At 74.0% G+C, this 23,403-nt stretch carries 19 protein-coding genes and 1 pseudogene; 7 read left to right on the top strand and 13 right to left on the bottom strand.

Going from position 1 to position 23,403, the window contains the following annotated elements; genetic code table 11:
• Positions 1-10 precede the first annotated feature (10 nt).
• The gene (locus Sm713_RS20685) at positions 11-676 is read left to right on the top strand and encodes a TetR family transcriptional regulator (RefSeq protein ID WP_212911054.1); all 666 of its coding nucleotides are present in this window, start codon (positions 11-13) and stop codon (positions 674-676) included.
• A complete protein-coding gene (locus tag Sm713_RS20680) occupies positions 673-1,608 on the top strand; it encodes a hypothetical protein (RefSeq protein WP_374196013.1) in 936 nt (311 codons plus the stop codon). Before Sm713_RS20685 ends, Sm713_RS20680 begins: the two co-directional genes overlap by 4 nt.
• Before the next feature lie 150 nt (positions 1,609-1,758).
• On the opposite strand, the gene Sm713_RS20675 is transcribed toward Sm713_RS20680, so the two are convergent.
• The 4 genes from Sm713_RS20675 to Sm713_RS20660 all read right to left on the bottom strand — a co-directional run bounded on the left by Sm713_RS20675 (position 1,759) and on the right by Sm713_RS20660 (position 5,174).
• On the bottom strand, positions 1,759-2,592 hold the full coding sequence (locus Sm713_RS20675; protein ID WP_212911052.1) for a hypothetical protein: 834 nt from the start codon (positions 2,590-2,592) through the stop codon (positions 1,759-1,761).
• Between the two features lie 518 nt (positions 2,593-3,110).
• Positions 3,111-3,926 carry an SAM-dependent methyltransferase gene (locus Sm713_RS20670; protein WP_212911051.1) on the bottom strand — a complete coding sequence of 272 codons (816 nt, stop codon included), beginning with the start codon at positions 3,924-3,926 and terminating at the stop codon, positions 3,111-3,113.
• Between the two features lie 106 nt (positions 3,927-4,032).
• Positions 4,033-4,275 carry a DUF397 domain-containing protein gene (locus tag Sm713_RS20665; RefSeq protein WP_249416646.1) on the bottom strand — a complete coding sequence of 81 codons (243 nt, stop codon included), beginning with the start codon at positions 4,273-4,275 and terminating at the stop codon, positions 4,033-4,035.
• Between the two features lie 23 nt (positions 4,276-4,298).
• Positions 4,299-5,174 carry a helix-turn-helix transcriptional regulator gene (locus tag Sm713_RS20660; RefSeq protein ID WP_212911050.1) on the bottom strand — a complete coding sequence of 292 codons (876 nt, stop codon included), beginning with the start codon at positions 5,172-5,174 and terminating at the stop codon, positions 4,299-4,301.
• Between the two features lie 361 nt (positions 5,175-5,535).
• Here Sm713_RS20660 and Sm713_RS20655 point away from each other — a divergent pair, with 361 nt between their 5' ends.
• The 3 genes from Sm713_RS20655 (at position 5,536) to Sm713_RS20645 (ending at position 8,164) form a co-directional block, all read left to right on the top strand.
• Positions 5,536-6,117 carry an ATP-binding protein gene (locus Sm713_RS20655; RefSeq protein WP_212911049.1) on the top strand — a complete coding sequence of 194 codons (582 nt, stop codon included), beginning with the start codon at positions 5,536-5,538 and terminating at the stop codon, positions 6,115-6,117.
• The gene (locus Sm713_RS20650; RefSeq protein WP_212911048.1) at positions 6,114-6,515 is read left to right on the top strand and encodes a hypothetical protein; all 402 of its coding nucleotides are present in this window, start codon (positions 6,114-6,116) and stop codon (positions 6,513-6,515) included. Before Sm713_RS20655 ends, Sm713_RS20650 begins: the two co-directional genes overlap by 4 nt.
• Positions 6,516-6,667: 152 nt before the next feature.
• The gene (locus Sm713_RS20645; protein ID WP_212911047.1) at positions 6,668-8,164 is read left to right on the top strand and encodes an MFS transporter; all 1,497 of its coding nucleotides are present in this window, start codon (positions 6,668-6,670) and stop codon (positions 8,162-8,164) included.
• A 280-nt stretch (positions 8,165-8,444) separates the two neighbouring features.
• Here the strand turns inward: Sm713_RS20645 and Sm713_RS20640 are convergent, their stop codons facing one another.
• Positions 8,445-10,328, bottom strand: a complete 1,884-nt coding sequence (locus tag Sm713_RS20640) for a rhamnogalacturonan lyase (protein ID WP_283249810.1) — start codon at positions 10,326-10,328, stop codon at positions 8,445-8,447.
• A 429-nt stretch (positions 10,329-10,757) separates the two neighbouring features.
• Positions 10,758-11,015: pseudogene (locus Sm713_RS20635) on the bottom strand (response regulator transcription factor); the annotation flags it as partial.
• Positions 11,016-11,036: 21 nt separating this feature from the next.
• On the opposite strand from Sm713_RS20635, the gene Sm713_RS20630 reads away from it, so the two are divergent.
• Entirely contained in the window at positions 11,037-12,620 is a 1,584-nt protein-coding gene (locus Sm713_RS20630; RefSeq protein ID WP_212911046.1) for an ABC transporter permease subunit, read from the top strand.
• Positions 12,621-12,680: 60 nt separating this feature from the next.
• Positions 12,681-13,598, top strand: coding sequence for an ABC transporter permease subunit (locus Sm713_RS20625; protein ID WP_249416411.1), 918 nt, complete (start codon positions 12,681-12,683; stop codon positions 13,596-13,598).
• A gap of 223 nt (positions 13,599-13,821) precedes the next feature.
• Here Sm713_RS20625 and Sm713_RS20620 read toward each other — a convergent pair whose 3' ends face one another.
• The 7 genes from Sm713_RS20620 to Sm713_RS20590 form a co-directional block, all read right to left on the bottom strand.
• Positions 13,822-14,700 (bottom strand): NAD(P)-dependent oxidoreductase, encoded by an 879-nt coding sequence (locus Sm713_RS20620; protein WP_212911045.1) that lies wholly within the window; start codon positions 14,698-14,700, stop codon positions 13,822-13,824.
• A gap of 148 nt (positions 14,701-14,848) precedes the next feature.
• Positions 14,849-15,256 (bottom strand): DUF1257 domain-containing protein, encoded by a 408-nt coding sequence (locus Sm713_RS20615; protein WP_212911044.1) that lies wholly within the window; start codon positions 15,254-15,256, stop codon positions 14,849-14,851.
• A 112-nt stretch (positions 15,257-15,368) separates the two neighbouring features.
• Positions 15,369-17,003, bottom strand: a complete 1,635-nt coding sequence (locus tag Sm713_RS20610) for an Hsp70 family protein (protein WP_212911043.1) — start codon at positions 17,001-17,003, stop codon at positions 15,369-15,371.
• The gene (locus Sm713_RS20605) at positions 17,000-19,321 is read right to left on the bottom strand and encodes a hypothetical protein (protein WP_212911042.1); all 2,322 of its coding nucleotides are present in this window, start codon (positions 19,319-19,321) and stop codon (positions 17,000-17,002) included. Before Sm713_RS20605 ends, Sm713_RS20610 begins: the two co-directional genes overlap by 4 nt.
• Before the next feature lie 4 nt (positions 19,322-19,325).
• A complete protein-coding gene (locus Sm713_RS20600) occupies positions 19,326-21,443 on the bottom strand; it encodes a hypothetical protein (protein WP_212911041.1) in 2,118 nt (705 codons plus the stop codon).
• Entirely contained in the window at positions 21,443-22,990 is a 1,548-nt protein-coding gene (locus Sm713_RS20595; protein ID WP_212911040.1) for an AAA family ATPase, read from the bottom strand. The genes Sm713_RS20600 and Sm713_RS20595 overlap by 1 nt, the downstream gene beginning before the upstream one ends.
• A 199-nt stretch (positions 22,991-23,189) precedes the next feature.
• Entirely contained in the window at positions 23,190-23,393 is a 204-nt protein-coding gene (locus tag Sm713_RS20590; RefSeq protein WP_212911039.1) for a DUF2997 domain-containing protein, read from the bottom strand.
• Positions 23,394-23,403: the final 10 nt, after the last annotated feature.

The following is a 23,403-nucleotide window of genomic DNA, read 5'->3' as shown; positions in this document are numbered from 1 at the left end:
AGTGGCCCCCATGACCGGACTGCGTGAACGCAAGAAGGAACAGACGAGGCGGAGGATCGCCGCGGTGGCGCGGCGGCTCTTCGCCGAGCGGGGGTTCGACGCGGTCACGGTCAACGAGATCGCAGACGCCGCGGAGATCGCCAAGGCCACGCTGTTCAGCTACTTCCCCACCAAGGAGTCACTGGCCCTCGAAGGCGTGGCTGACGACGACCTGGCGGCGGTGGTCGCCGGCCGCCCCCGGGGCCAGGCACCGCTTCAGGCGCTGCGGACGCACTTCCGCACCCTGGCCGCGGGCCGGCCCGAGGACGCGGACTGGGCGGAGCTGACCGCGCAGGCCAGGGTGATCGCGGCCAGCCCGGCGCTCACCGGCGCGGCGGACCGCCTGCTGTACCAGCAGCGGCAGTCGCTGGCGCGGGAACTGGCCGGAGAGTTCGGGCCGCGCACGGCGGCTCTGATGGCGGCGCAGATCACGGCGTCACAGCTCACCCTCCAGGAGTCCTTCTTCCAGCGGCTGATGGACGGCGTCCCGGGCGGGGAAGCGCTGCGCGCCCTGGCCGAGGACGTGGAGGTCGCCTTCGACCTGCTGCAACACGGGCACGACGGCAAGCACTACCACGGGCACAACCGCGACAGCCAACACCACGACCACGACCACGACCACGACAAGGAGCGGTGACCTTGCGCGCCCGAGGCATCAACTACGACACCGGGATCTTCCCCGGCACCCGGGCGTCGTTCGACCCCGGGACCGTGCGGCACGAGATGGCGGTGATCGCCCGGGAGCTGCACTGCGACGCGGTCCGGGTCTCCGGCGGCGATCCGGAGCGGCTGGAGACGGCGGCCCGGTACGCGGCCGAGGCGGGCCTGGAGGTCTGGATGGCCCCGTTCCCGCTGGACCTGCCGCCCGGTCGGGCGCTGGAGCTCTTCGCGGACTGCGCCGTCCGGGCCGAGGCGGTACGGCGGACGGGCGCGGAGGTGGTGTACGTGACGGGGTGCGAGGTCAGCGCCTTCGTCGACGGCTTCCTGCCCGGTGACGGGCACCGGGACCGCCTTGCCCGGATGGCCTCGGCGGACCTGGACTGGTGGATGTCCCTCGGCCCCGTCGAGGAGAGGGTGAACTCCTTCCTGGCCGAGGCGTGCGCGAGCGCCCGGGAGCGGTTCGGCGGCCGGGTCGGCTATGCCGCGGGCCCCTGGGAGTCCGTCGACTGGGCACCGTTCGACGTCGTGGGCGTGGACGCCTACCGCACGGGTGACGACAGCGAGTTCCGTGCCCGCCTGCGCCAGTTCCTCGGGCACGGCAAGCCCGTCGCCGTCACCGAGTTCGGCACCTGCGCCTACCGGGGCGCGGGCCTGCGCGGCGGCATGGCGTGGCAGCCGCCCCAGGACGCGGTGCCCGACGAGGACGAGCAGGTGCGGTACCTCGCCGAGCTGCTCTCCATCCTGGAGGAGGAGGGCGTCGACACCGCGCTCTGGTTCACCTTCGCCGACTACGGCAAGCCGAACGAGCGGGACATCGCCTCGTACGGCGTGGTCCGGATGCTCGACGAGACCCGCTGGGAGCCCAAGAAGGTCTTCCACGCGATGGCGTCCCACTACGCCCGAGGCTGAGGCCGCGGGCGGCAGCGGCCCGGACGGGCGGGAGTGGACGCGTGGAACGCCGCTGCCCACGGCGGCGGAGGGCACCCCGGAACGCGGCCTCCCCGGTGGCGGCCGGGGAGACCGCGGCTGGGCCTGCCGGGCGGACCTGCGATCCTCCGGCTACCTGGACGCCCGGTAGTTCCTGAAGAGCAGGTAGGTGTCGAGGATGTCCGACGAGGCGCTCTCGACGGAGCGGTAGATGCCCCACTTGGGCCGCTGGTAGTCGTCCTGGTCGGGCATCTTCACCCCTGACATGCTGCCCTGGACGGCGACGGGAGCGCCGGAGCCCGTGCCGCTGCGGCACACGAAGGCCGCCTTGCCGGACGAGCCGATCGTGAAGGTCCACTCGATGGTGATCCACTTGTTGCGCAGCGGCGCCAGGTCGGTCGAGGCGATGTCGGGCGACCCGGAGTTGGCGTAGGCCCGGGCGCGCAGCAGCTCCTTGCTGCCGCTGCGGCCGAGGTCGAGCGTGATGTAGGGGCCGCCGTTGTCGGCGGGGGTCTTCGTCTGGAAGATGTGCGTGAACTTGCTGGTCCCGTGCAGCGAGGTCGGCATGAACATCTCGTAGGAGAGCGTCCACGTCTGGCCGTCGGTCATCTTCAGGGCGTCGCCGTCCTGGACCATGCCCTTGGACTCGGTGCGCTGGCGGTCGCCGCCGCCGGTCGAGTCCCGGTCGTCCTTCCAGATGTTGAAGCGGTAGTGGTCGTCCTCCACGACGACGTACTTCCGGTCGGGGTGCTCGCCCACGCGGTCGGCCTCGATGCCCTCGAAGGCGTCCAGGCCGTCGGAGGACGGGTCCGGGTGCCAGAGCGTGGTCGCCCGGGGTGCGGCGGACGCCCTGGCCGCTCCGGACGTCAACTGCCCGTACACCAGGGGTGTGGTGAGTGCGGCCGCGGCCGCCGAGCCGAGTAACGTCCGACGGCTGACGCGGCGTGGAACGGAGTTTTCTGACACGTCGACGGTTTCCTTCCTGGGCCACGGCCACGGCGGCGGGCGAGCGCGCGGCACCGCCGGGGCCGGGACTGCCGGTGGGGGCCCGTGCCGTTCGGGGGAACCCCGAGGACACGGCTCGGTCAGGGGTGGAGCGGCGGGACCACCTGAGCGGACACCGTGGTCCCGGACGGGAGGCAAGGGGTGCGAGGGCTCGGGGAAGCAGGGCTCCATGGAGAGCCAAGCCCTCTCTTGCTCCCGGGAAACATCGGAGCTATGACGACTCATGGTGGACTGGACCAAGGGGGTCGTCAAGGCCCCGGGCACCCTTGGCGCAACCCCGGGCCCGACCCGCGAACACCAGTGATTTCACCGGGTCTTTGCCCCTCGCGGAGGTTGCTCCTGACGGCCTCGACAGTCCTGGACGGCGACATGCCAGAGCCCTCGTCTCCGGCGGTCCGGATACGAGGGCTCCGATGAATAGGCCACAGCCGGGCCTTCGGCCCCCTGAGAAGGGGGTCGGGCGGCCCGGCGCGCGGTTCTCAGAGTTTGCGGGCGACGGCCCCGTACATGGCGATGTCCTCGTCCCTGATGGGCTCGGTCTCGCTGCCGTCCGGGTGCCACTTGTGGACCTGGACGACACCGGGGTCGACCAGCTCCATGCCGTCGAAGAACTGCTCCGCCTCGACATGCGTGCGCAGCCGCATCGGCATGTTGCGCGCCGCGTACTCGCGGGCCACCCGCGCCACCTCGTCCGGCGCGAAGTCGGCGGTGCCGATGGACATCGCCAGGTAGCTGCCGGAGGGCAGCGGCTCCATCAGCCGGCTGACGATCCCGCGGGCGTCGTCCTTGTCGAGGACGAAGTGCACGATGGCGATCACCGTCAGCGCCACGGGACGGTCGACGTCGAGGGTGTCGCGGATCTCGGGCGCGGCCAGGATCGTGCCGGGGTCGGTCATGTCGGCCTCGACGTAGGCCGTCTTCCCCTCCGGGGTGCTGGAGAGCAGCCCCTGGGACAGGGTGAGGACGATCGGGTCGTTGTCGACGTACACGACGCGCGAGTCCGGGGCGACGGACTGGGCTATCTCGTGCAGGTTGGGCGAGGTCGGGATGCCGGTGCCGATGTCGAGGAACTGGCGCACGCCGGCCTCCTCCGCCAGGTAGCGCACCGCGCGGTTCATGAAGTCGCGGTTGGCCCGCATGTGGACGGGCAGCGCCGGCCACTCGCGGGCCATGGCGTCGCCCGCCTCCTTGTCAGCGGGGTAGAAGTCCTTGCCGCCGAGGATGTAGTCGTAGATGCGCGCCGAATGCGCGCTCTCGGTGTCGATACGGTCGGCCGGCCATCCGTTGTCTCGCACGCCGCCCCTCCCATCAGGTCGTCAGGCTGTGGTGTCCGATCCCCCCGCGCCGGGCGGCACGGAAGAGGGTGGATGCCCCGGGACCCGCGAGGGCCCCGGGACGGTACTAGCACAGGAAGTCGGCGTCGCCCTCCTTCACGCCCGCCAGGAAACTCGACATCTCCCTCGGCGTGAAGACCAGCGCGGGCCCGTCCGGGTCGGACGACTGGCGCAGCGCGACCCGCCCGTCGCCCAGCTTCATCGCCTCGACGCACGCGCCGCCCGCGTCGTCGCTCCACGGCTTGCGCCAGCCCTGTGTGCCGAGGTCCCGGGACGGCATGCCGTTGCGTATGGGATCCCGGTGCGGCATGCCGCTGCCTGTCTGGTGGTGCACTAGAGCTCCTTGCGAATTGCGCCGAGGACGGCCTCGGTCTTGCGGGCGGGTACCGACTGGGCACCCAGCCGGTCCAGGGCCTCGCGGTACACCACCACGTCGTCGTCCTTGTCCAGATAGACGGCCCCGACGAGGCCGTTGAGGTAGACGACGTCCGGCAGCTCGGAGGCCTTGAACCGGAAGACATGGAACGCACCGGCCCGCATCGCCGGATGCGGTCCGTTCTCGAACGGCATGATCTGCAAGGTGACATGGGGCATGGTGTTGACCTCGACCAGATGGTCGATCTGCTCGCGCATCACCGCGGGACCGCCCACCGGCCACCTCAGCACCGTCTCGTCCATCACGACCCACAGCCGCGGCGGCGCCGGGCGGGTCAGCAGCTCCTGGCGCTGCATCCGCAGGGCGACCATGCGCTCCGTGGCCTCCGCAGGGGCGTGCGGGTTTCCGGCACCGAGCAGCGCACGGGCGTAACTCTCCGTCTGCAACAGCCCGTGAACGAACTCGGGCTCGTAGGCACGGATCTGCAACGCCGCCTGCTCCAGGCTGAGGTAGGCCGCGAACCAGTCCGGCATCACGTCCCGGTAGGTGTGCCACCAGCCCTGCTTGTTGGCCTCCCGGACGGACTTCAGGAAGGTGTCGATCTCGTGCTGGTCCGCGACGCCGTACGTCTGGAGCAGCTTCTCGACGTCGGCAAGCCTAAATCGAGCCACCTTCGCGGCTTCCAGCCTGCGGATCGTCGAATGACTCACGCCGATGGCAGTCCCGGCCTGTTCGTACGTCAGACCGGCGCTGGTCCGGAGCTCCTCCAACTGCCTGCCGAGGATCCTGCGGAGGACGGGGGGAGCGCCTCCCCACGCGGTTTCCGCCGTCACGTCCCACCTCCAGTGCCCGGGCCCGCCGTCGCAGTCTGTCACGATCAACCTTTGCCCAGAGCAGCATGCACCTGGCGACTTGCAATTTGCAATCTATCTATTGCAGCTCGCTTATTGCAGGTGGCACAGTGGACGTACAGTCACCGCCTGGTGACCAGTCCCGGCAGCACACAGGCGATGTGAGGAGTCATCACGGCGACTCGGCGTTGTTCCGGCCGGAGTTGCGCGGAGGGCACGGCCGCACCGGCCCCCCGTAGGAGGGTGGCCCGAACATGCGGGTGTCTCCCGTGCGGTCCGCCGACAGCCACCAGGCGATGCGGACCGGCACCCCTGGTGCGCAGGCAGATGAAAGGCAGCAGACGTGGCTCCCCCCGCCCTTGACTTGCCGTCGGCCTCCACCCCCTGCGACGGCACCCGCCACCGGGCCGTCGTCCTCCGCCTGCCGGCGGTCGCCGCATCGGTGGCCAGAGCGCGCGCCGGCGCGCGCCGGCTCCTGCGGGAGCGGCGGCTGAGCCCCGAGGTCGCGGAGGACGCCGTCCTGGTGATCTCCGAACTGGTCACCAACGCGATCGCGCACACCACGGGCAGCCAGGTCGTCTGCCGGCTCCGCGCGGGCAGGACCGGCCTGCGCATCGAGGTCCAGGACCAGGGCGGCGGCGCGGCGACCCCGCACCCCCGCTCCCCGGCCCACGAGGACGAACGCGGCCGCGGTCTCGTCCTCGTCGGCGCGCTCAGCAGCACCTGGGGCGTCCGGCAGAACCCGGGCGGCCCCGGACGCACGGTCTGGGCCGAGCTGCCACTGACGTCCGCCCGACCCCCCGCGGCCGCGCCCGCACCGGCCCGGCCCGCACCCCTCCCCCGCCTCGTCCCCTCCCCGCCCGGAAGGCCCCGCGCCATGGAATACAGCGAACGCTTCACCTTCCCCGATGGTGACCGCCCATGACCCAGCTCCTGGAGCACGGAAACCGCACACGCCTGGCCATTCCGGCACGGTTCTACGCCAGCCTCGGCTACGACGCGGTCGGCATGCCCGCGGAACGCGGCCGACGGATCGTCATGTCCCTGCCTACCGTGGGCTGCATCTACGCCCTCGGGGACCAGTGGTGGTGGATCGTGCCCGCCGGGTCTGACATCGATGTCAAGTGGCCGTCGTTCACGCGGTACGCGCCCGGCGGCTACGTGAGCGTCCCGGGCCCGAGCGCGGCCGCCCGGACCGACGCGCCGCGGCTGATCCACCACCCCACCGACGACTCGCCCTACACCCCGCCCATCCCGCTCTACTTCCTGACCTGCCACCACGCCGGAGTGGTGCCGACCTGGTCCCTGCCTGCGGGGAGTTGACCGGTTCCTCCGCCGCCACCGCCCGGCGGCCGGGGGGCCGGCCCGGGCCGCTACCGCCCGGGCCCACGGGCGGCGACCGCCATCGGCGCCCGCCGGGGAGCGGTCCGGTGGCGCTCAGCACACCGGACCGGCACTACTGCGATGATCCCTGCATGGACGACAACGCCCCGGGCACCATCAGGCTCTCCTCCGCCACCGGCCGCTGGGTGATCGCGACCACGGTGCTCGGTTCGAGCATGGCCCTGCTGGACTCGACGATCGTCAATGTGGCGCTGCCGCGCATCGGACGCGACCTCAACGCCGACGTGGCGCTGCTGCAATGGATCGTCAACGCCTACACGCTCACCCTTGCCGGCCTGATCCTGCTGGGCGGTGCACTCGGCGACCACCTGGGGCGACGGCGGATCTTCGTGGTGGGCGTGGTCTGGTTCGCCGCGGGTTCGCTGCTCTGCGGCGTGACGCCCGACGACGTGGTGCTGGTGCTGGCCCGTGCCCTCCAGGGCATCGGCGGCGCCCTGCTCACCCCCGGCTCGCTCGCCCTGATCCAGGCCAGCTTCCACCCCGACGACCGGTCCCGGGCGGTGGGGCTGTGGTCCGGCCTCGGCGGAGTGGGCGCGGCGATCGGGCCGTTCGTCGGCGGCTGGCTGGTGGACGGGCCCGGCTGGCGGTGGGTGTTCCTGCTGAACGTGCCGCTCGCCCTGGTCTGCGTGCCGATCGCCCTGCGGCACGTGCCCGAGTCCCGGGACCCCACGTCGACCGGCCGCTTCGACATCCTGGGGGCGGCGCTGGGCGCCGCGGCCCTGGTGCTGGTGACCTACAGCCTGATCGGGCGGCACGCCTGGGCCGGGCTGGCCGGCATCCTCGCGGGAGCGGCGTTCATCAGGGTCGAGCGGCGCCGGCCGAACGCCATGCTGCCCCCGTCGCTGTTCAGGTCCCGGCTCTTCACCTCCGTCAACCTGGTGACGGTCTGCGTGTACGCCGCATTCGGCGGGTTCTTCTTCTTCGTGGCGCTGCAACTCCAGGTGGTCGCGGGCTACTCGCCGTTCAAGGCGGGGATCTCGCTGCTGCCGACCACCGCCCTGCTCCTGCTGTTCTCCGCCAAGTCGGGACAGCTGGGCGAACGCCTCGGCCCGCGCATCCCGCTCACGGTCGGCCCGCTGTTCTCCGCGGCGGGGCTGCTGCTGATACTGCGCGTGGGGCCGCACACCTCGTACCCGGCGGACGTGCTGCCCGCGCTGCTGGTGATGGGCCTCGGCATGGTCACGCTGGTGGCACCGCTGACGGCGACCGTCCTCGCCTCGGTGGACACCGCGCACGCCGGTATCGCCAGCGGCGTCAACAACGCGGTGGCGCGAGCGGCCGGTCTGCTCGCGGTGGCCGCGCTGCCGCTGCTGGCGGGTGCGGGCCCGCTGGCGTACCGCTCGGCGACGCAGTTCAACGGGGTGTTCCACCGCGCGATGCCGATCTGCGCGGGCGTCCTGGTGGTCGGATCGCTGACCGCGGCATGGCTGGTGCGCAAGCCCGAACTCGCCGGGAAGGCGCAGCCGGAGTGCAAGGTCTGCTGCACCGTGCACGCGCCCCCGCTGGAGGCCCAGCACGGGCGCCCCGGCCGGACGCCTCCCCTGGAGCCGCTGCCTCCCGAGGAGTGACAGGCGGGTGCGGGCGGACGACCCGCTGCCCGCCGCCCCGAGGGCGCACGGGCCTGTTAACTCCGAACGGGATCAGTGGGCCCACCGAACCCGCCGGACCGAACGGCACTCAGTCGGCGCAGCGAACCCGCCGGACCGAACGGCACTCAGTGGACGCAGGGCACCCGCCGGGCCCCAGGACGACACGGTCCCGGAGCCCGGCGGCTGGCACGGAGGCACCTCACGGACACCGCACCGCCCGCGCGGACGGCGGCACCCGCTCAGCGCCCGGCGGCCCCGCTCACATGCCGGAGCCGATGAAGAAGCTGGGATGCGGGGGCTGGTTGTAGGCGGTGTTCTGCCAGGCCAGGGCCTCCCGGTACTGCCGGTCCTGGAGCAGCGTGGTGATCCGGGTGTCGGTCTGGTACGGCGTGGAGTAGATGCGCAGCGCTCTGTTGTCGCTCGTCGGCCAGACCACCTCCTCGCGCCAGTCGCCGAGGATGTCCCCCGAGAGGGCGGGGGTGGCCTTCGTGCCGTTGTTCGCGTGCACGCCGTCCGCCGTCAGGAGCCGCTGGTCGCTGCTGGTGCCGTACTTGTCGATGTGGGTACCGTCCAGCAGCTCCCGGGTGGTGTCACCGTCCCACCACGCCAGGAAGTTGGCGCTGGACGGCTTGCGGCCCACCACCGTGCCCTTGGTGCTGCGCAGCCCGTCCGCGGCCGACGACCAGGACTCGGCGCCCGGACTGCCCGCCCAGATGTCGCCGCTCACCCCGCGCCCGTTGTCGCCGTTCGGAGACGTGGACCACAGGATCTGGCCGGTGCGCGCGTCCGCCATCCACGACGACGGCTTCGAGGAGTCCTCGTCCACCTTGAACTCCTCAAGGCCCGGGCGGGACGGGTCGAGATCGCCGACGTGCATGGCGTCCCCGTGGCCGTTCCTCGTGGTCCACAGGCCGCTTCCGTTGTCGTCGACGGCCATGGCGCCGTAGACGATCTCGTCCCGGCCGTCGCGGTCGACGTCGGCGACCGACAGGTTGTGGTTGCCCTGGCCGTCGTACCCCTTGCCGGAGTTGGTGGAGCTGGTGGTGTCGAAGGTCCAGCGGCGGGTCAGCTTCCCTCCGGTGAAGTCCCAGGCGCTGATCACGGTGCGCGTGTAGTAGCCGCGGGCCTCGATCAGCGACGGGTGCTGCCCGTCGACATAGGCGGTGGCCGCCAGGAAGCGGTCAACCCGGTTGCCGTAGTCGTCGCCCCAGGAGGAGACCGTGCCGCGCGGCGGAACGTAGTCGACGGTGCTCAGGGCGGCGCCCGTGCGCCCGTCGAACATGGTGAGGAACTCGGGCCCGGACAGCACGTAACCGCTGGAGTTCCGGTAGTCCGCCGAGGCGTTGCCGATGGTCCTGCCGGTGCCGTCGACCGTGCCGTCGGCCGTCTTCATCGCGACCTCGGCACGGCCGTCGCCGCTGTAGTCGAAGACCTGGAACTGCGTGTAGTGCGCGCCCGAGCGGATGTTGCGGCCCAGGTCGATGCGCCACAGCCGGGTTCCTTCGAGGGTGTAGCCGTCCACAACGGTGTTGCCCGTGGTGCCGGACTGCGAGTTGTCCTTGGCGTTCGTCGGCTGCCACTTCAGCACGAAGTCCAGGTCACCGTCGCCGTCCAGGTCCCCCACCGAGGCGTCGTTCGCCTCGTACGTGTAGCCGCTGCCGCCGGCCGGCGGGGAGATCGGCACGTCGCGGTAGCCGTCCGCGAACGGGATCGCGTGCTCCGCCTCCGGCTGCTCGATCCCCTGCACCACCGGGCGGATGGTGTAGTCGGCGGTGGCGGGAGCGCCCGGGTCGAAGAAGTCCGTGCCGCCCCGCACCGGCGACGCCGTCAGCTTCCTCGGCTGCACCGCCGCCTTCGCCGAGCCGGTCCCCTTCGCGGTCCCCGCGGTGCCGGCCGTGCTCGCCGAGCTCGCGCGGTAGACGTTGAACGCCGTGCCGGCCGCGTCGCCCGCCAGCGAACGCCAGCTCACCAGGTTGCCGCCGCTGGTGTGCACGCTCACCGGCGCGTGGCCGAGGTGCTCGGTGGTGAGGGTGGCGGCCGGAGCGGGCCCGGCCACGGGTGCGGGGGCCACTGGGGCAGCGGCGGCCGCGCCTGACGGCGCGAGGCCCGCGGTACCGGCGGCCACCAGCGCGGCGACGGCCACGAGGCGGCCGGCGCGCGGTAGGGACCCGCCTGTCCGGGCGGCTCCCCCTCTTCTCTGGAAACGCTTCACATCAACCTCCCTGCGGCCGTGCGCGCGCCGCGGTGTCTGTCGCATGGATGCATGAACCGGGACGTACGGGAAGTACGGTCGAACTCGGGAGTCCGCGGAGGGGCGGTGTCCGGGCTCCGGGCGGTACGGGGAGGCGCCGGGCCGTCCTGCCCGGCGGGTGGCGCGCACGCGAGCCCCTCTCCGAAGGGTGGGATTGATACGTTCAAATCCCTTGGGCCAAGGGGCCGTTGGCGCCAGGGCGTCAGATTAGGGGGCCTCTCCGCCGTGGGCAAGAGGTCGCGTGGAGGTGCGGGCCGGATTCTGGAACCGCTTCCCTATGAAAGGGCGTGAAACGTATCAGGCCCATCGGAGCAACAGGGCTCAACGCCGTTGTCCGGGCTCCCGGCCCTGCGGTACCACCAACCCCGTCTCGTAGGCGACGACGACCGCCTGGGTCCGGTCGCGCAGGTTGAGCTTGCCGAGGACGCGGCTGACATGGGTCTTGACCGTCTCGCCGGTGACACCGAGGCGTTCCGCTATCTCCGGGTTGGACAGGCCGGCGGCGAGCAGGCGGAGCACCTCGGTCTCGCGCGGCGTCAGCCCGGCCAGAGGGGGCGCGGGTTCGGGCCGCGCGCCGGCCCGAGACGGGCGGGAGGGGTCATGAGCGACGAGACGGTGCGGCCGTCCCGTTCCGGGCCCCGCCCGGTGGGCGGCGGGTTCGTCCGGTTGCTGCACGCGGAGTGGACCAAGTTCCGCACGGTACGGGGCTGGGTGCTGGGGATGCTGGCCGCCGTGCTGCTCACCGTGCTCTTCGGAGCGCTGGGCTCGGCGAACGGCCTGCCCTGCGGCGGCGGATGCGACCACACCCCGCCGACCGGGCCGGGCGGCGAGCCGGTGAGCGACGGCTTCTACTTCGTGCACCGCCCGCTGACCGGCGACGGCAGCATCACGGCCCGGATCGCCTCGCTGACGGGACGTCATGTGCAGGGCGCCCCCGGCCCGGACGGGGAGCGGGCCGCGAGCACGGCGGCGGGCGTCCAGCCGTGGGCGAAGGCGGGCCTCATCGTCAAGGACGGCACCGGGCAGGGGTCGGCTTACGCGGCCGTCCTGGTCACCGGCGGCCACGGCGCGCGGATGCAGTACGACTACACCGGCGACCTGGCGGGGCGGCCCGGCCGCGTCACGGCGGACTCCCCGCGGTGGCTGCGGCTCACCCGTACCGGAACCACCCTCACCGGTGACGAGTCCGCCGACGGCGAGCACTGGCACACCATCGGCAGGGTCCGCCTGCCCGGGTTGCCCGGCACGGTGCGGGCCGGGCTGTTCACGACCTCCCCCGACTACCAGGTGACCAGCCACTCGGTGCACGGGGCGAGCAGCCGGGGCGGCCCCACCGTGGCCACCTCCCGCTTCGACCACGTGGCCTTCTCGGGGCCCGCCGGGTCCGGGGCGGCGGGGCGGTCGTGGTCCGGTACGGCGGTCGGCGGCCCGTCCGTGGCACGGCAGTTCGCCGGCTACCGCCAGGACGGCGGCGGATTCACCGTCAGCGGCTCCGGTGACATCGCTCCGGCGGCGCCCGGACAGGGCTCGGGGACCAGGACGACCGGGAACATCCTCATCGGCGCGTTCGCCGGGCTGATGGCGGTGATCGTGGTGGCCGCCCTCTTCGTCACGGCCGAGTACCGCCGCGGCCTGATCCGCACCACCCTGCTCGCGGGCCCGCGCCGCGGCCGGGCGCTGGCGGCGAAGGCCACGGTGATCGGAGCCGTCGCCTTCCTGACCGGGACCGCCGCCGCGGCGCTGACGGTGCCGCTGGTGGGCGCCCTGGCACGGCACAGCGGCTTCTACCTGTACCCGGTGACGGCGGCGGCCGAGCTGCGGGTGATCCTCGGCACCGGGGCGCTCTTCGGGGCCGCCGCGGTCGGGACGCTCGCCGTGGGCACCCTGCTGCGGCGTGGCGCGGCCGCGGTCACCGTCGCCGTGGTGGCGATCGTCCTGCCGTACGTCATCGCCGTGGCCTCGGTGCTGGCGCCGGGACCCTCCCGGTGGCTGACCCGGCTGACCCCTGCGGCCGCGTTCGCCGTCCAGCAGACCGTGCCCGTGTACCCGCAGGTCGACGCCGGGTACACACCGGCCGACGGGTACTTCCCGCTGTCGCCGTGGGCCGGGTTCGCGGTGCTGTGCGGCTACGCCGTGCTCGCCCTGGCCCTGGCCGGGTACGCCTTCCGCAGGCGTGACGCATGAGGGGGGGAGCCGGGCGGGCGACGGGGCGCCGGGGCGGACGAGCGGCGCGACGGTAACGCGGTGGCGGACGAGCGGCACGGTGGCGGGCGCGCTGCTCAGGCGGCGGTCCAGCCCGGCGGCGGCCCGGCTGCTCAGGCGGCGGTGGTCCTGCCCGGCGGCGCATTGCTCCCGCGGCGGCTGCGCTCGGCGGACCGGGAGACCGCGCGGCTGGCGCTGCACGCGGAGTGGACGAAGCTGCGCACCGTGCCCGCCCCCGCCTGGTTGCCGGCCAGCATGGTCGTGCTCACCGTGGCGCTGGGCGCCGCCACGTCCGCGACCGCCGGCTGCCCCGCTCCGAAGGCCGGCGGCGACCCGGTGCGGACCGCGCTGTCCGGGGTGATGCTGGGTCAGGCCGCGGCGGCGGTCCTGGCCGTGCTGGTGATCGGCGACGAGTACGGCACCGGCATGATCCGCACCACCCTCACCGCGGTGCCCCGCCGGACGGTGGCCCTGGCCGCCAAGGCGGGCGTCGTGGCCGGCGCGGTGCTGGCCGCGGGGGTGCTGGCCGTGCTCGGGTCCCTGCTGGCCTGCCTGCTCGTGCTGCCCGCTCTCGGCGTCGGCGGCGTGCAGGGCTGTCCCGCACTGCCGCCGTCCGGCGGCCCGATGCTGCGGGCGGCGGCCGGCTCGGTGCTCTATCTCGTGCTGGTGGCGCTGCTCGCCCTGGGCGTTGCCACGGCCGTCCGGGACTCGGCCGCTGCCGTCGGGGCGGTGCTCGCGCTGCTGTACCTCTTTCCGCTGCTGGCCACGGTGGTCGCCGACCCCGACTGGCATCGGCGCCTGGAGCGTGCGGGTCCCATGACCGCGGGGCTGGCGGTGCAGGTGACGGTCCACCAGGACAGGGTGGTCATCGGACCCTGGGCGGGGCTCGGCGTGCTCGCGGCCTGGTCGGCCGCCGCGCTGCTCGCCGGCGGGCTGCTGCTGCGGGCGCGTGACGTGTGACCCGGCGGGCGGGCCGGTGACCGGATGGGCGAGCGGGGCCGGTGACCGGCTCGGTGGCCGGCACGACCGCCCCGTGCCGCCGGCGGCGTCCGCGGGCCGTGCGGCGGCCCTCCGATCAGGGCGCCTCGCGATCAGGACGCCCGAGGGTCCGGTTACCAGGACGCCCGGGTCCCGGTGATCAGGGCCCGGGGCCCGGTGATCAGGACGCCCCGGGCTTCGCTGATCAGGACGCCACGGGCCCGGCAGCCGCGGGTCCGTGGTCCTCCGCCCCGTCGGCGTACAGCCCGGCGATGTCGGCGACCGTGATGTGCTCCATGGCCTCGCGTGCGGTGCGGGCGACGGGCATGTCGCGGCCGGCGCCGTCGGCCATCCGCAGGGCGTTGGCGAGGTCCTTGCGGTGCCAGGTCAGGCGCATCAGCTCCATCTCGGCCAGGGTGCGGCTGGCGGCGGGGCCGTCGAGCAGGGCGGCGCGCAGCCTGGCGGGGTGGACGCCGAGGTCGCGGCCGAGTCGCAGGGCCTCGACCACGGCGGAGAGCTGGCCCCAGTGGCAGAGGTTGTTGACGGTCTTGCCGACCTGGCCGGCGCCGAGTTCGCCGAGGTGGTGCACGGTCCTCGTCCAGGGGGCGAGCACGGGGCGGACCCGTTCGAGGGCGGTGGCGTCACCGCCGACGAGCAGGTTGATCGCGCCGGACTCGGCGCCGCGCACCCCGCCGGTGAGTGCCGCATCGAGCACGTCGACCCCGCGCGGGGCGGCCTGGGCGGCGACCTCGCGGCAGGTGTCGGGGGTGACGGAGGAGCAGATCAGGACGGTGGCGCCGGGCCGGGCGGACGGCAGGACGCCGGTGGCGGAACAGCAGACGTCGAGCACGTCCTCGTCGGAGGGGACCATCACCAGGACGACGTCGCTCGCGGCCGCCAGGTCGGCGATCGAGGCGCTGGGCCGCGCGCCCTCGGCGACGGCCCGTTCCATGACGGTGCCGTCCGGGTCGTAGACGTGGGTCTCGACGTCCGCCCTCGCGAGGAACCCGGCGGCGGGCAGGCCCATCGCGCCGAGCCCGACGAGGCCGACCGACCGGGGAGCGGTGTGCTGCGCGTGCGGCATCGTGCCTGTGCCTTCCTTCGGTTGCTCCGGCACGGGTCCGCCCCGGTTCGGGCGGTGCTCGTGCGGAGGCTCGGACGGACTCCACGCAGCATGAGACTTTGGTCATACCATTGTCAATGGTGGCGGAGCCGGGCCCGCCCGCCCCCTCTCAGGTGTAGCGGCGCAGCACGAGCCTGCGGGTGCCGTTCGCCTCGCTGACGTCGGACTGCACGTCGTAGCCGTGCTCCTGGGCGTACCGCAGGGCGGCGGCGTGGCCGTAGGCGCGGGTGAGGCGGGTGAGCCAGGCGTTGTCGTAGGCGGAGCCGTCGTACTCGCTGATGACGGCCTCGAAGGCGCCGTCGTCCCCGCGGCGGAAGCCGATGTCGTTGCTCAGCTTCCCGATGTGCTCGCGCCGCACGATCACTTCGGCGCGCTCGGGCCGTGCGTCGCCCTGGTACCCGTACAGCGTCTGGGGCGCCCCGTGCTGCTCCACGTCCGTGAAGCCGACCTCGGCCAGGGCGGTGACCAGCAGGTCGGCGTCCCGCAGGGCGGTGCGGACCCGTGTGAAGTGCGACATCCTCTGCCTCCGGCTCTCTCCATGCGGCTCACCCGTTCTCATCGTGTGCGGCCGGCCGGCACAGGCGGCGGAAAGCCGTCGCCGGTGCCGTCGCCGGACGGGCGCCTCGGTGTCACGACAGGCGGACGACCGGCTGGGCGTCCAGGACCCGGATGTGGCGGTGCAGGTCGTACGCGGTGACGGTGAGGCGCTTGTGGACGTCCACGCGGAACTCGACGCGGAACCGGTCCTCCCCCGCCGTGGCCGGCGGCTCCGCCACCAGGAACGTGGGGCTGTCCTCGTTGAGCCACAGCATCGCCCGCTCCAGCCGCCGCTGCGGCGTCACCGCCACCGCCCGGGCCCCGCCGCCCGCGTCGAACGCGATCTCCAGCTCCGCGCTCGCGTCCCGGTACGTCGCGTGGGCCAGCTCGTAGACGGCGAGCCCGAGGCGGCGCTGGGCTTCGTGGACCGCCTTGACGGAGAGCGTCCTGACCGGCTCCGGCGTCGGGTACGCCGTGCCGGCCGGCACGATCACCTCGAACTCGTAGGTCCCTGTGGCCGGATCGACGTGCCGTATGGCGTAGTCGTGCTGGATGTGGTCGAACAGCTCGGCGCCGCCCGCGATGCCCGCGGCGCCCGCCGCGACAGCCTCAAGTGGCCGGTCGAGACGCACCACCTCGGGGTCGAAGTGCAGGTGGACGAGGTCCTGCACGGCGGGGATCAGGCAGGTTCCGCCGACCAGGAAGACATGCCTGATCTCCCCGGTGCCGTACCCGCGCGCCGCCGCGGCGTCGAGGGTCGCGCCGAGCGCCTGGTTGACGCGGCGCAGCACGCCCTTGTCGCGCAGCAGCGCGTCGAACCGGGCGCGGGTGACGGTGGTCCGGTGCACGAGCCCCGGGTCGCGGGCGTCCCGCGCGCTGATCTCCGCCTCGTCCGCCGTGGTGAGCGCCCGCTTCGCGCGCTCCGCGGAGGCCAGCAGGCGCCGGAAGACGGTGCTGCGGCCGATCTGGTCGCCCGGCGGCAGCGGGAAGCCGGCCAGGGCGTGTTCGGCGAGCAGGGCGTCGATGGTGTTGCCGCCGAGGTCGAGCCCCTTCTTGGCGAGGGTGCGCACGCCGGCGCCCGAGCCCACCGCGTCCGGCTCCTGGACGCGGACGACGGAGACGTCCAGGGTGCCCGCGCCGAAGTCGACCACGGCGAACGCGTCGCCGGGCTGGAGGCGTGCGCTGTAGCCGACGGCGGCGGCCGTCGCCTCGTCGACCACGCGCAGCCGGGCGGCGGGCAGCCCCTCGCGGACCTCGCGCACCAGCCAGTCGCGGTAGACGTCGAAGGACTCGACGGGTGCGGTGGCGACGATCTCCAGGTCGTCGTCCTCGACGGTGAGCACCGCGAGCGCCATGACGTCCCCGAGGAACCGGGTCGCGGCCTGGCGCCCGGTGATCTTCCGGTCGCCGACCGGGCGCGGGGCGTCGTAGGCGCGTCCGGAGACGTTGCTCTTGGTGGAGGCGAAGACGGCGACGCCGGGGGTCTCGGCCAGCTCGGGGGTGACCTGGGCGCCGATCCTTCGGTGCACGCCGCCGTCGCCGTCGCCGTCGCCGTCGCCGGTATAGGCGATCAGCGAGGGCACCACGCGCTGGGTGGGGCCCGCGCCCGCGTCCCGCAGCACGTCGATCCCCGGCAGCGGGATCGGCACCCCGCGGCCCAGCTCGGGGTCCCAGCCCGCCACGACGGTGTTGGCGGTGCCGAAGTCGAGACCGATACGGGTGGTCATCCCTCTCCTTGCCCGGGGCCCGGGCGGGCGTCCTGAACCCCGCCGAGGGCGATGTCGAGGTCCGAGGCGCCGCGGGCGCCGGCCGCGGCACCGATGCCGATGTCGTACCGGAAGCGGTGCTCCAGGCAGGCGAACAGCAACCGCAGCGCCTTGTGGAAGCTGGGGCCGAGTTCCTGTTTCCCGCCGAGCGCGGTGAGTTCGGCGAGGTCCTCGCGTCCCATCAGTCCCATGGGCGCGATGATGGCGGACGGCCTCGGGGCCAGGTCGTAGACGTCGATCGTGCCGTGGGAGCGCGCGACGGCGAGCCGGTCGCCCCCGGGGGACAGCCGGACGCAGGCGGCCCTCGCCACGCCGCCTTCGAGCTCTGTGCGCTGCGAGACCAGGTCCTCCGGCACGGGGCCGTCCGCATGCGGTGGCACGGACAGCAGCTCCGCGTGCGTGCCGGTCACCGCGAGGAAACGGTTCAGCTCGGGTGACCAGGCGAGGGCGGCGGGGACGGTGTCCTTGGTCCAGGCGCGGCTGGTGCGCGGCGGCTGCCGCGTCGTCAGGGGCTCGTACCAGACGTCCAGGTGGCCGGCGGAGTTGATCCGGGCCAGCGCGGTGGGCGAGAGGGCGCCGAGGAGAGGGCCGATGACGCGCTTCTCGGGGCCCGGGTCCAGCTCGTTCACGGTGCCGCCCGGAAGGTCCGTGATCACCGCGTGCAGGGGCCCCAGGACCGCGACACGGCATCCGGACGGGTCGACGGTGGTGGTCCAGGGGAAGAAGCGCCCGGTGCGCCGCAGCGCCCCGGTGTCGGTGACGGGCGCGGGGCCGGCCCCCGTGAACAGCCCGTACTCGGTGCCCCGTGCCGCCGGGGCGCCCTGCACGACCGCAGCGAACGCCCGGTCGCCGGCGATCCTTTCCAGTCCCAGGTAGTGGGCCGCCTCGAAGGACAGCTCCATTGCGCCACCGCCGTCCAGCAGGTGGAGCTTCTTTGCGTCGGTCGGCGCGGACCGGTTCTGGTTGGAGTAGTCCTCTGCGACGACGACGGTCTCCGCCCCCAGGTGCGCGACCCGGGTCACCCGGAAGGGGAACGCGGAGTGCAGCACGGTGACCTTCCGGGTGCCGAAGTCCACCGTGCCCGCCCAGGACCGCCGCCCCACGCTCCCGACGAAGGCAAGCTGCCGGCCGTCCGGGGAGAAGTCCAGGTCGTGCAGGGTGAACCCGGCCTCCAGGCGGGCGCCCACGGCGACGGTCTCGGGCTCCAGGGCGGGCGGCAGCGTGGAGAGCGCGCCGAGGCCGTAGCGCACGGTCGCGGGATCGGCGTCCCGCAGTGCCGCGAACAGCTCCCGGCCCTCCTCGTCCGGCGGGCGCCACTGGCCGAAGGCCCGGGTGGCGGTGACGGCCTCGGCCAGCGGCATCAGGGGCACAAGCCGCCACAGGCCGGGCCAGTCCTGGCGGCCGGTGAGCTGCCGTACCAGGAAGGCGCGTTCCTGCCGGGTGAGGCTCGCGAAGTCCCGTTCGGTGCGCTGCCCGGCCAGCACCCGCAGGGTGTCCAGGTCGCCCATGGCGGTCATCGCACCGCGCAGCGCCGGGCGCTCCTGCGCGCCGGCACCCCGGTAGCCGAGGGCGAGCAGTGCGCCGTCCGGGTCCTGCGCCCGGTACTGCTCGCGCTGCCCGGTGCGCACGAAGAACACGGCCCTGCGGACCTCGTCCGAGGGGGCGAGGTGGTGGGCGGCGCAGAAGGCGACCGCGGCGCGCGAGGCGTGGGCGCCGGCGCAGAACAGTTCGACGGCCTCGGCGTCGGCCAGGGTCAGCAGCCGCTCCCGGGCCGGCTCGCCGACGGGGTGGTCGAAGCGGAGGGCGGTGCCGGCGAGCAGCGGGCTGTCCAGGGTGACGCCCGGGTGCCCGAGCGCGAGCCGGCTGAGCAGCCGCTGCCGGGGGTCGGCGTCGGTGGACGGGCGGTCCCAGTGGGCCAGCAGGGACCAGAGCGTGGGGTGGTGCTCGTGCAGCCACTCCTGCCAGGCGGCGTTCACGAGGAAGTCGGGCAGCGGCGCGGGGCCGGTCGGCGGCTCGCCCGCCGCGGGCGGTGGCACGGGCGGCCGGCGCAGCAGGGGCGACGCCCAGCGCTCCGGGGAGGGGCCGGACACCGCGGGGTTGAGCCAGGCCCGCCAGACCGCCTCCGGCCCGTGCCTGCGGAGGGCGCGGGCCATCGCGCGCAGGCCCGCGGACCGCTGGGCGTCCGCGGCACGCAACACGGCCTCAAGCGCCCGGCGGAGCCGCGGCGAGCCGTCGGCGAGGCGTAGCCGCAGCATCAGCGACGCCGTCCACACGCGCATCGGATCACCCGGCCGCTTCCCGGCCCTCGCCTCGGCCCTGGCCGCCGAGGGCGAGGTCGGTGGGGCCGGCAGGGCCCGTGGCGGAAGACTCCCCCGAGCCGAGGGCGATCTCTCCGCCGAACCGCTCGGACAGCCCGCTGCCCAGCAGCCCCAGCAGGTCCCGCACCTCGGGATCGCCGATCCGGGCGCGCAGGCGCGTGGCGTTCCGGAGGTCCCCGGGGGTGCAGTGGGCGAGGGGCTGTTCGAGGAGGGTGCGTGCGGCCGGCAGGTGCGGGCTGTGCACGAAGAGGTGGTGGCCGTAGCCGGCGCTCTGGGCGCCGGTGACGAACATGTCGCCGTAGGGCCCCATGCCGTGGAAGACCAGTGCCGTGCCGGCGATGGCCGGCGGGTTGGGGCCGGTCCAGCGCTGGAGCCATGGGGTGTCCTCGTCGATGTCCCAGAACGGGTTGGGGTGGGAGGTGTAGATGCGGCGGACGAAGTCGTCGCCGGGGCAGAGCCCCTGGGCGAACCTCTCCTGCCACTCCTGCCACGGCCAACGCTCCCGGACGGGGCCCCTGTGGTGCGCGGTGCGGTGCGCCGCGCCGTCCGGCGGGAACTCCCAGACGTCGGTGAACTGGTCGGGATCCGGTGCGCCGGGCTCCCTGCCGTAGTAGTGCACGGCCACGGTGGTGGGCGCGAGGAACGCCAGCGCCGGGTGGACGAGGTCCGCGACGCCGGGGGCGAAGTCCTCGGGGGTGCGGTGGAGCAGGTGGCCGCGCTCGTCGAGCAGGTGGATGCCCGCGCCGCCGAGCAGCGCGAGAAGTCCCTCGGACGGCAGGGTGGCCAGCACCACGCCGCCCCTTACCCGCCCCTCGGAGGTGGACGGCGCCTGGCCGCTCGCGGCACCCCCCGCACCTGCCGCGCTCGGCGCACCGAGGACGGCGGGCCACGCCGGCCCCGCGCCCAGCGCCACCGGCACATGGCGCAGCTCACCGGTACCGCGGTCGGCGAAGGCCAGCCCGGTGGCGGTCACCATCAGCGCCCCCGTGCTGGACCGCCAGGGCCCCTCCGGCCGGAATGCTCCGGTGCTGCCCAGCGGCTGGCGGTCGTGCCCGCCGGGATGGACGCGCAGCAGGTCGTCGTCGTGCAGGGTGCCCCGCAGGACGACATCGGTGCCGCGATGCAGTATCGGGTGCTCCCAGAGCCGGTCGCTGGCGCCGGTGAAGCGCCGCTCGGCCTCGCCGGTGCCGAGGTTCAGCACGTCGATGTGGACCTTGTGGGGCCGGTAGCGGTCGAGAGAGTCGCGGGCGTCGTCGTCGGTGCGCCACTGCGCGTGGCTGACGGCCATCTCGGCCCCGTCCGGCGAGAAGGAGACGCACACCGCGTCCTTGCCGACGTGCTGGGCGGTCAGGTGACGGCGCGGCAGCCGGTCGACGACGGCGCGCACGCGGTCGGGCGAGCGGGCGGCGAGCGCCCGCAGCAGCTCCCCCGCGCCCCCGTCGAGCTCCCCCTCGGCGCGCTCGCGCTCGGGCAGCAGCCGGGCCACCGCCGCGGCGCCGGCCAGCGGCAGGTCGGCGGCGAGCCGGCGCAGCTCGTGCCAGTCGCCGCGCTCGGCGAGATGGCGGCCCAGGTAGTCGAGCTCGTCGTGGCCGAGCTCGGCGAGCCGCTCGCGCCGCTCGCCGGTGACCACCACCCGGACGACGTCGCCGTCGGCGGACAGCAGGGTCCTCAGCCGGGTGCGGACGTCCGGGGCCGCCGCGCGGTAGGCCAGTGCGAGCAGGGTGCCGTCCGGGTCCAGCGCCTGGCGCTGGGCGCGCTGCCCGACGAGGGTGAGGTAGGCGGCACGGTCGGCGTCCTCGCCGGGCGCGGACGCGAGCACGTGCAGCACGTCCTCGTCGCTCAGCGCTCCGGGCGCGGCGGGCGGCCTCGCGGCCAGCTCGCGCAGGGCGTCCTGGGCCTCCGGGTCACCCGCCGCGCAGAGCCTGACGAGACGGCGCCAGGCCCGGCGGGCCTTGGGCCCGGGCGGGCCGGGTGCCTGCCGGCGTGCGGCGTCACGGACCAGACGGGCGACGGCGGCGGGGCCAACCGGGGGCGCGGCCTGCGCCGCGGCGGGCGCGGGCTGCGGAGTGCGGGGCGTCGGCACTACACCTCCAGGACGGGCACCTGGTGGCGGGCCGCCTGCGCGGCGCCGCCGAAGGACGCCGACTGGGCGCGGCCCTCGCGCAGCCAGGCGCGCAGGTCCTCGATGGTCTCCCGCCGCGACCTGCTGAGCGGCACGGTCCGGGCGGCGGCGCGGACGACGTCGTCGGTGGTGATGTCGCGGTCCTCGGCGAACGCCTCGTACATCGCGTCCACGACGACCTGCTCCAGCTCGGCGCCGACGAACCCGTCGCTCTCCCGGGCCAGCCGGTGCACGTCGAACGCCTCCGGCGCGCGGCCTCTCTTGCGCAGGTGGACGGTCATGATCTCGCGCCGCTCCTCCTCGGTGGGCAGGTCAAGGAAGAACACCTCGTCGAAACGGCCGCGGCGCAGCGTCTCCGGGGGCAGCGCGCTCACGTCGTTGGCGGTGGCCACCACGAACACCGGCGCGGTCTTCTCCTGCATCCACGTCAGGACCGCGCCGAAGACCCGCTGAGACGTGCCGCCGTCGTGGCCGCCGGCCGCCAGCGCCTTCTCGACCTCGTCGATCCACAGCACGCACGGCGAGACGGTCTCGGCCAGTCTGAGCGCCCTGCGCACCCGCTCCTCCGACTCCCCCACCAGCGACCCGAACAGCGCCCCGACGTCCAGCCGCAGCAGCGGCAGCCGCCACAGCCCGCCGATCATCTTGGCGGTCAGGCTCTTGCCGGTGCCCGGGATGCCGATCAGGGCGATGCCCTTGGGCGCGGGCAGCCGGAACTCCCGTGCCGCGTCGGAGAAGGCCCGCTCGCGCAGCCGCAGCCACTCCTTGAGGACGTCGAGCCCGCCCAGGTCGTCGGGCGTCTCCTCGGCGGTGTAGAACTCCAGCGCCTCGTTCTCCCGGATGACGGCCTTCTTCTCGGCGACCACGGCCGCGATGTCCCGGTCGTCCAGCACGTCGTCGCGCACGATGGCCTTGGCGAAGGCCCGGCGGGCCTGTGCGGCCGTCAGGCCCAGGGCGGCCTGCGCGAGCCTGCTGCGGCCCGCGGGCGTGAGGGTCGATTTCACGCCCTTGGTGCTGTCGATGAGGTGGTCCAGCTCGCGGCGGAGCGCGTCGGCTTCGGGCAGCGGCATCTCCACCACCACGGCGTCGTCGCCCAGTTCCTCCGGGATGCCGCGCACGGGCGTCGTGACGATCAGGGAGGCTCCGGTGTAGACGAGCTTGTGGGCGAGGTTGCGCAGCCGCCGGCGCACGGCGGGGTCCCGCTCCCAGAAGGCGTGGAAGTCCTTCAGCACGTACAGGTCCCGGCGGGCCGGCTCCTTGAGCGCGAGTTCCTGGATCTTCGCCAGCGCGTCCGGCGGGGAGACCGCCTTGGGCAGCTGCCGCCCCGTGGCGGATTCCAGCCCCTCCGCGAGGTCCCAGGTGACCAGGTCGGACGCCGGGTCACGGTGCCTGCGCACCTCGTCGAGCACGTCGAGCGCGCGCAGTTCCTCGACGGTGACCAGGACGATCAGCGCGACCCGGGCCCGCAGGTAGAGCCGGATCTCGTCCTGGATGCCCACGCTGCTCACTCGGCGGTCTCCTTCCGGCCCGGCCGCGCCGGAACGTGCCGGGGCGCGGGGCCGCGGGACGTGCGGGTGCACGGGGCGGGGCGGGGGCGGCGGTGTGCCCGGGGCGGGCCTGTCACGGGCAGGCAGGTCAGCCTTCCCGCAGATCGGCGGGTCAGCCCTGCCAGAGAGTGGCGGATCAGCCCTGCGACAGGCCGGTGGGTCAGCCCTGCCACAGGCGGTCCTGCTGCTCGTCCTCGGCCTGCTGGTAGGACTCCTCGGTGAGCCGGTGGTGTTCGACGGCCCCGCCGAGCAGTTCGACGAGCGGGTCGGTATCGGCCAGGCAGCGCGTGCCCGCCACGCCCTGGACGCTCATCTCCACGGTGCCGTCCGCGGCGATGACGATCTCCACGCTCTCCTCGGCCATCGGCACACCC

It is taken from the genome of Streptomyces sp. TS71-3 (assembly GCF_018327685.1).
Taxonomy (GTDB): domain Bacteria; phylum Actinomycetota; class Actinomycetes; order Streptomycetales; family Streptomycetaceae; genus Streptomyces.
Note: the sequence above shows the minus strand (reverse complement) of the source record. Positions and strands in the feature narration are given on the sequence as shown.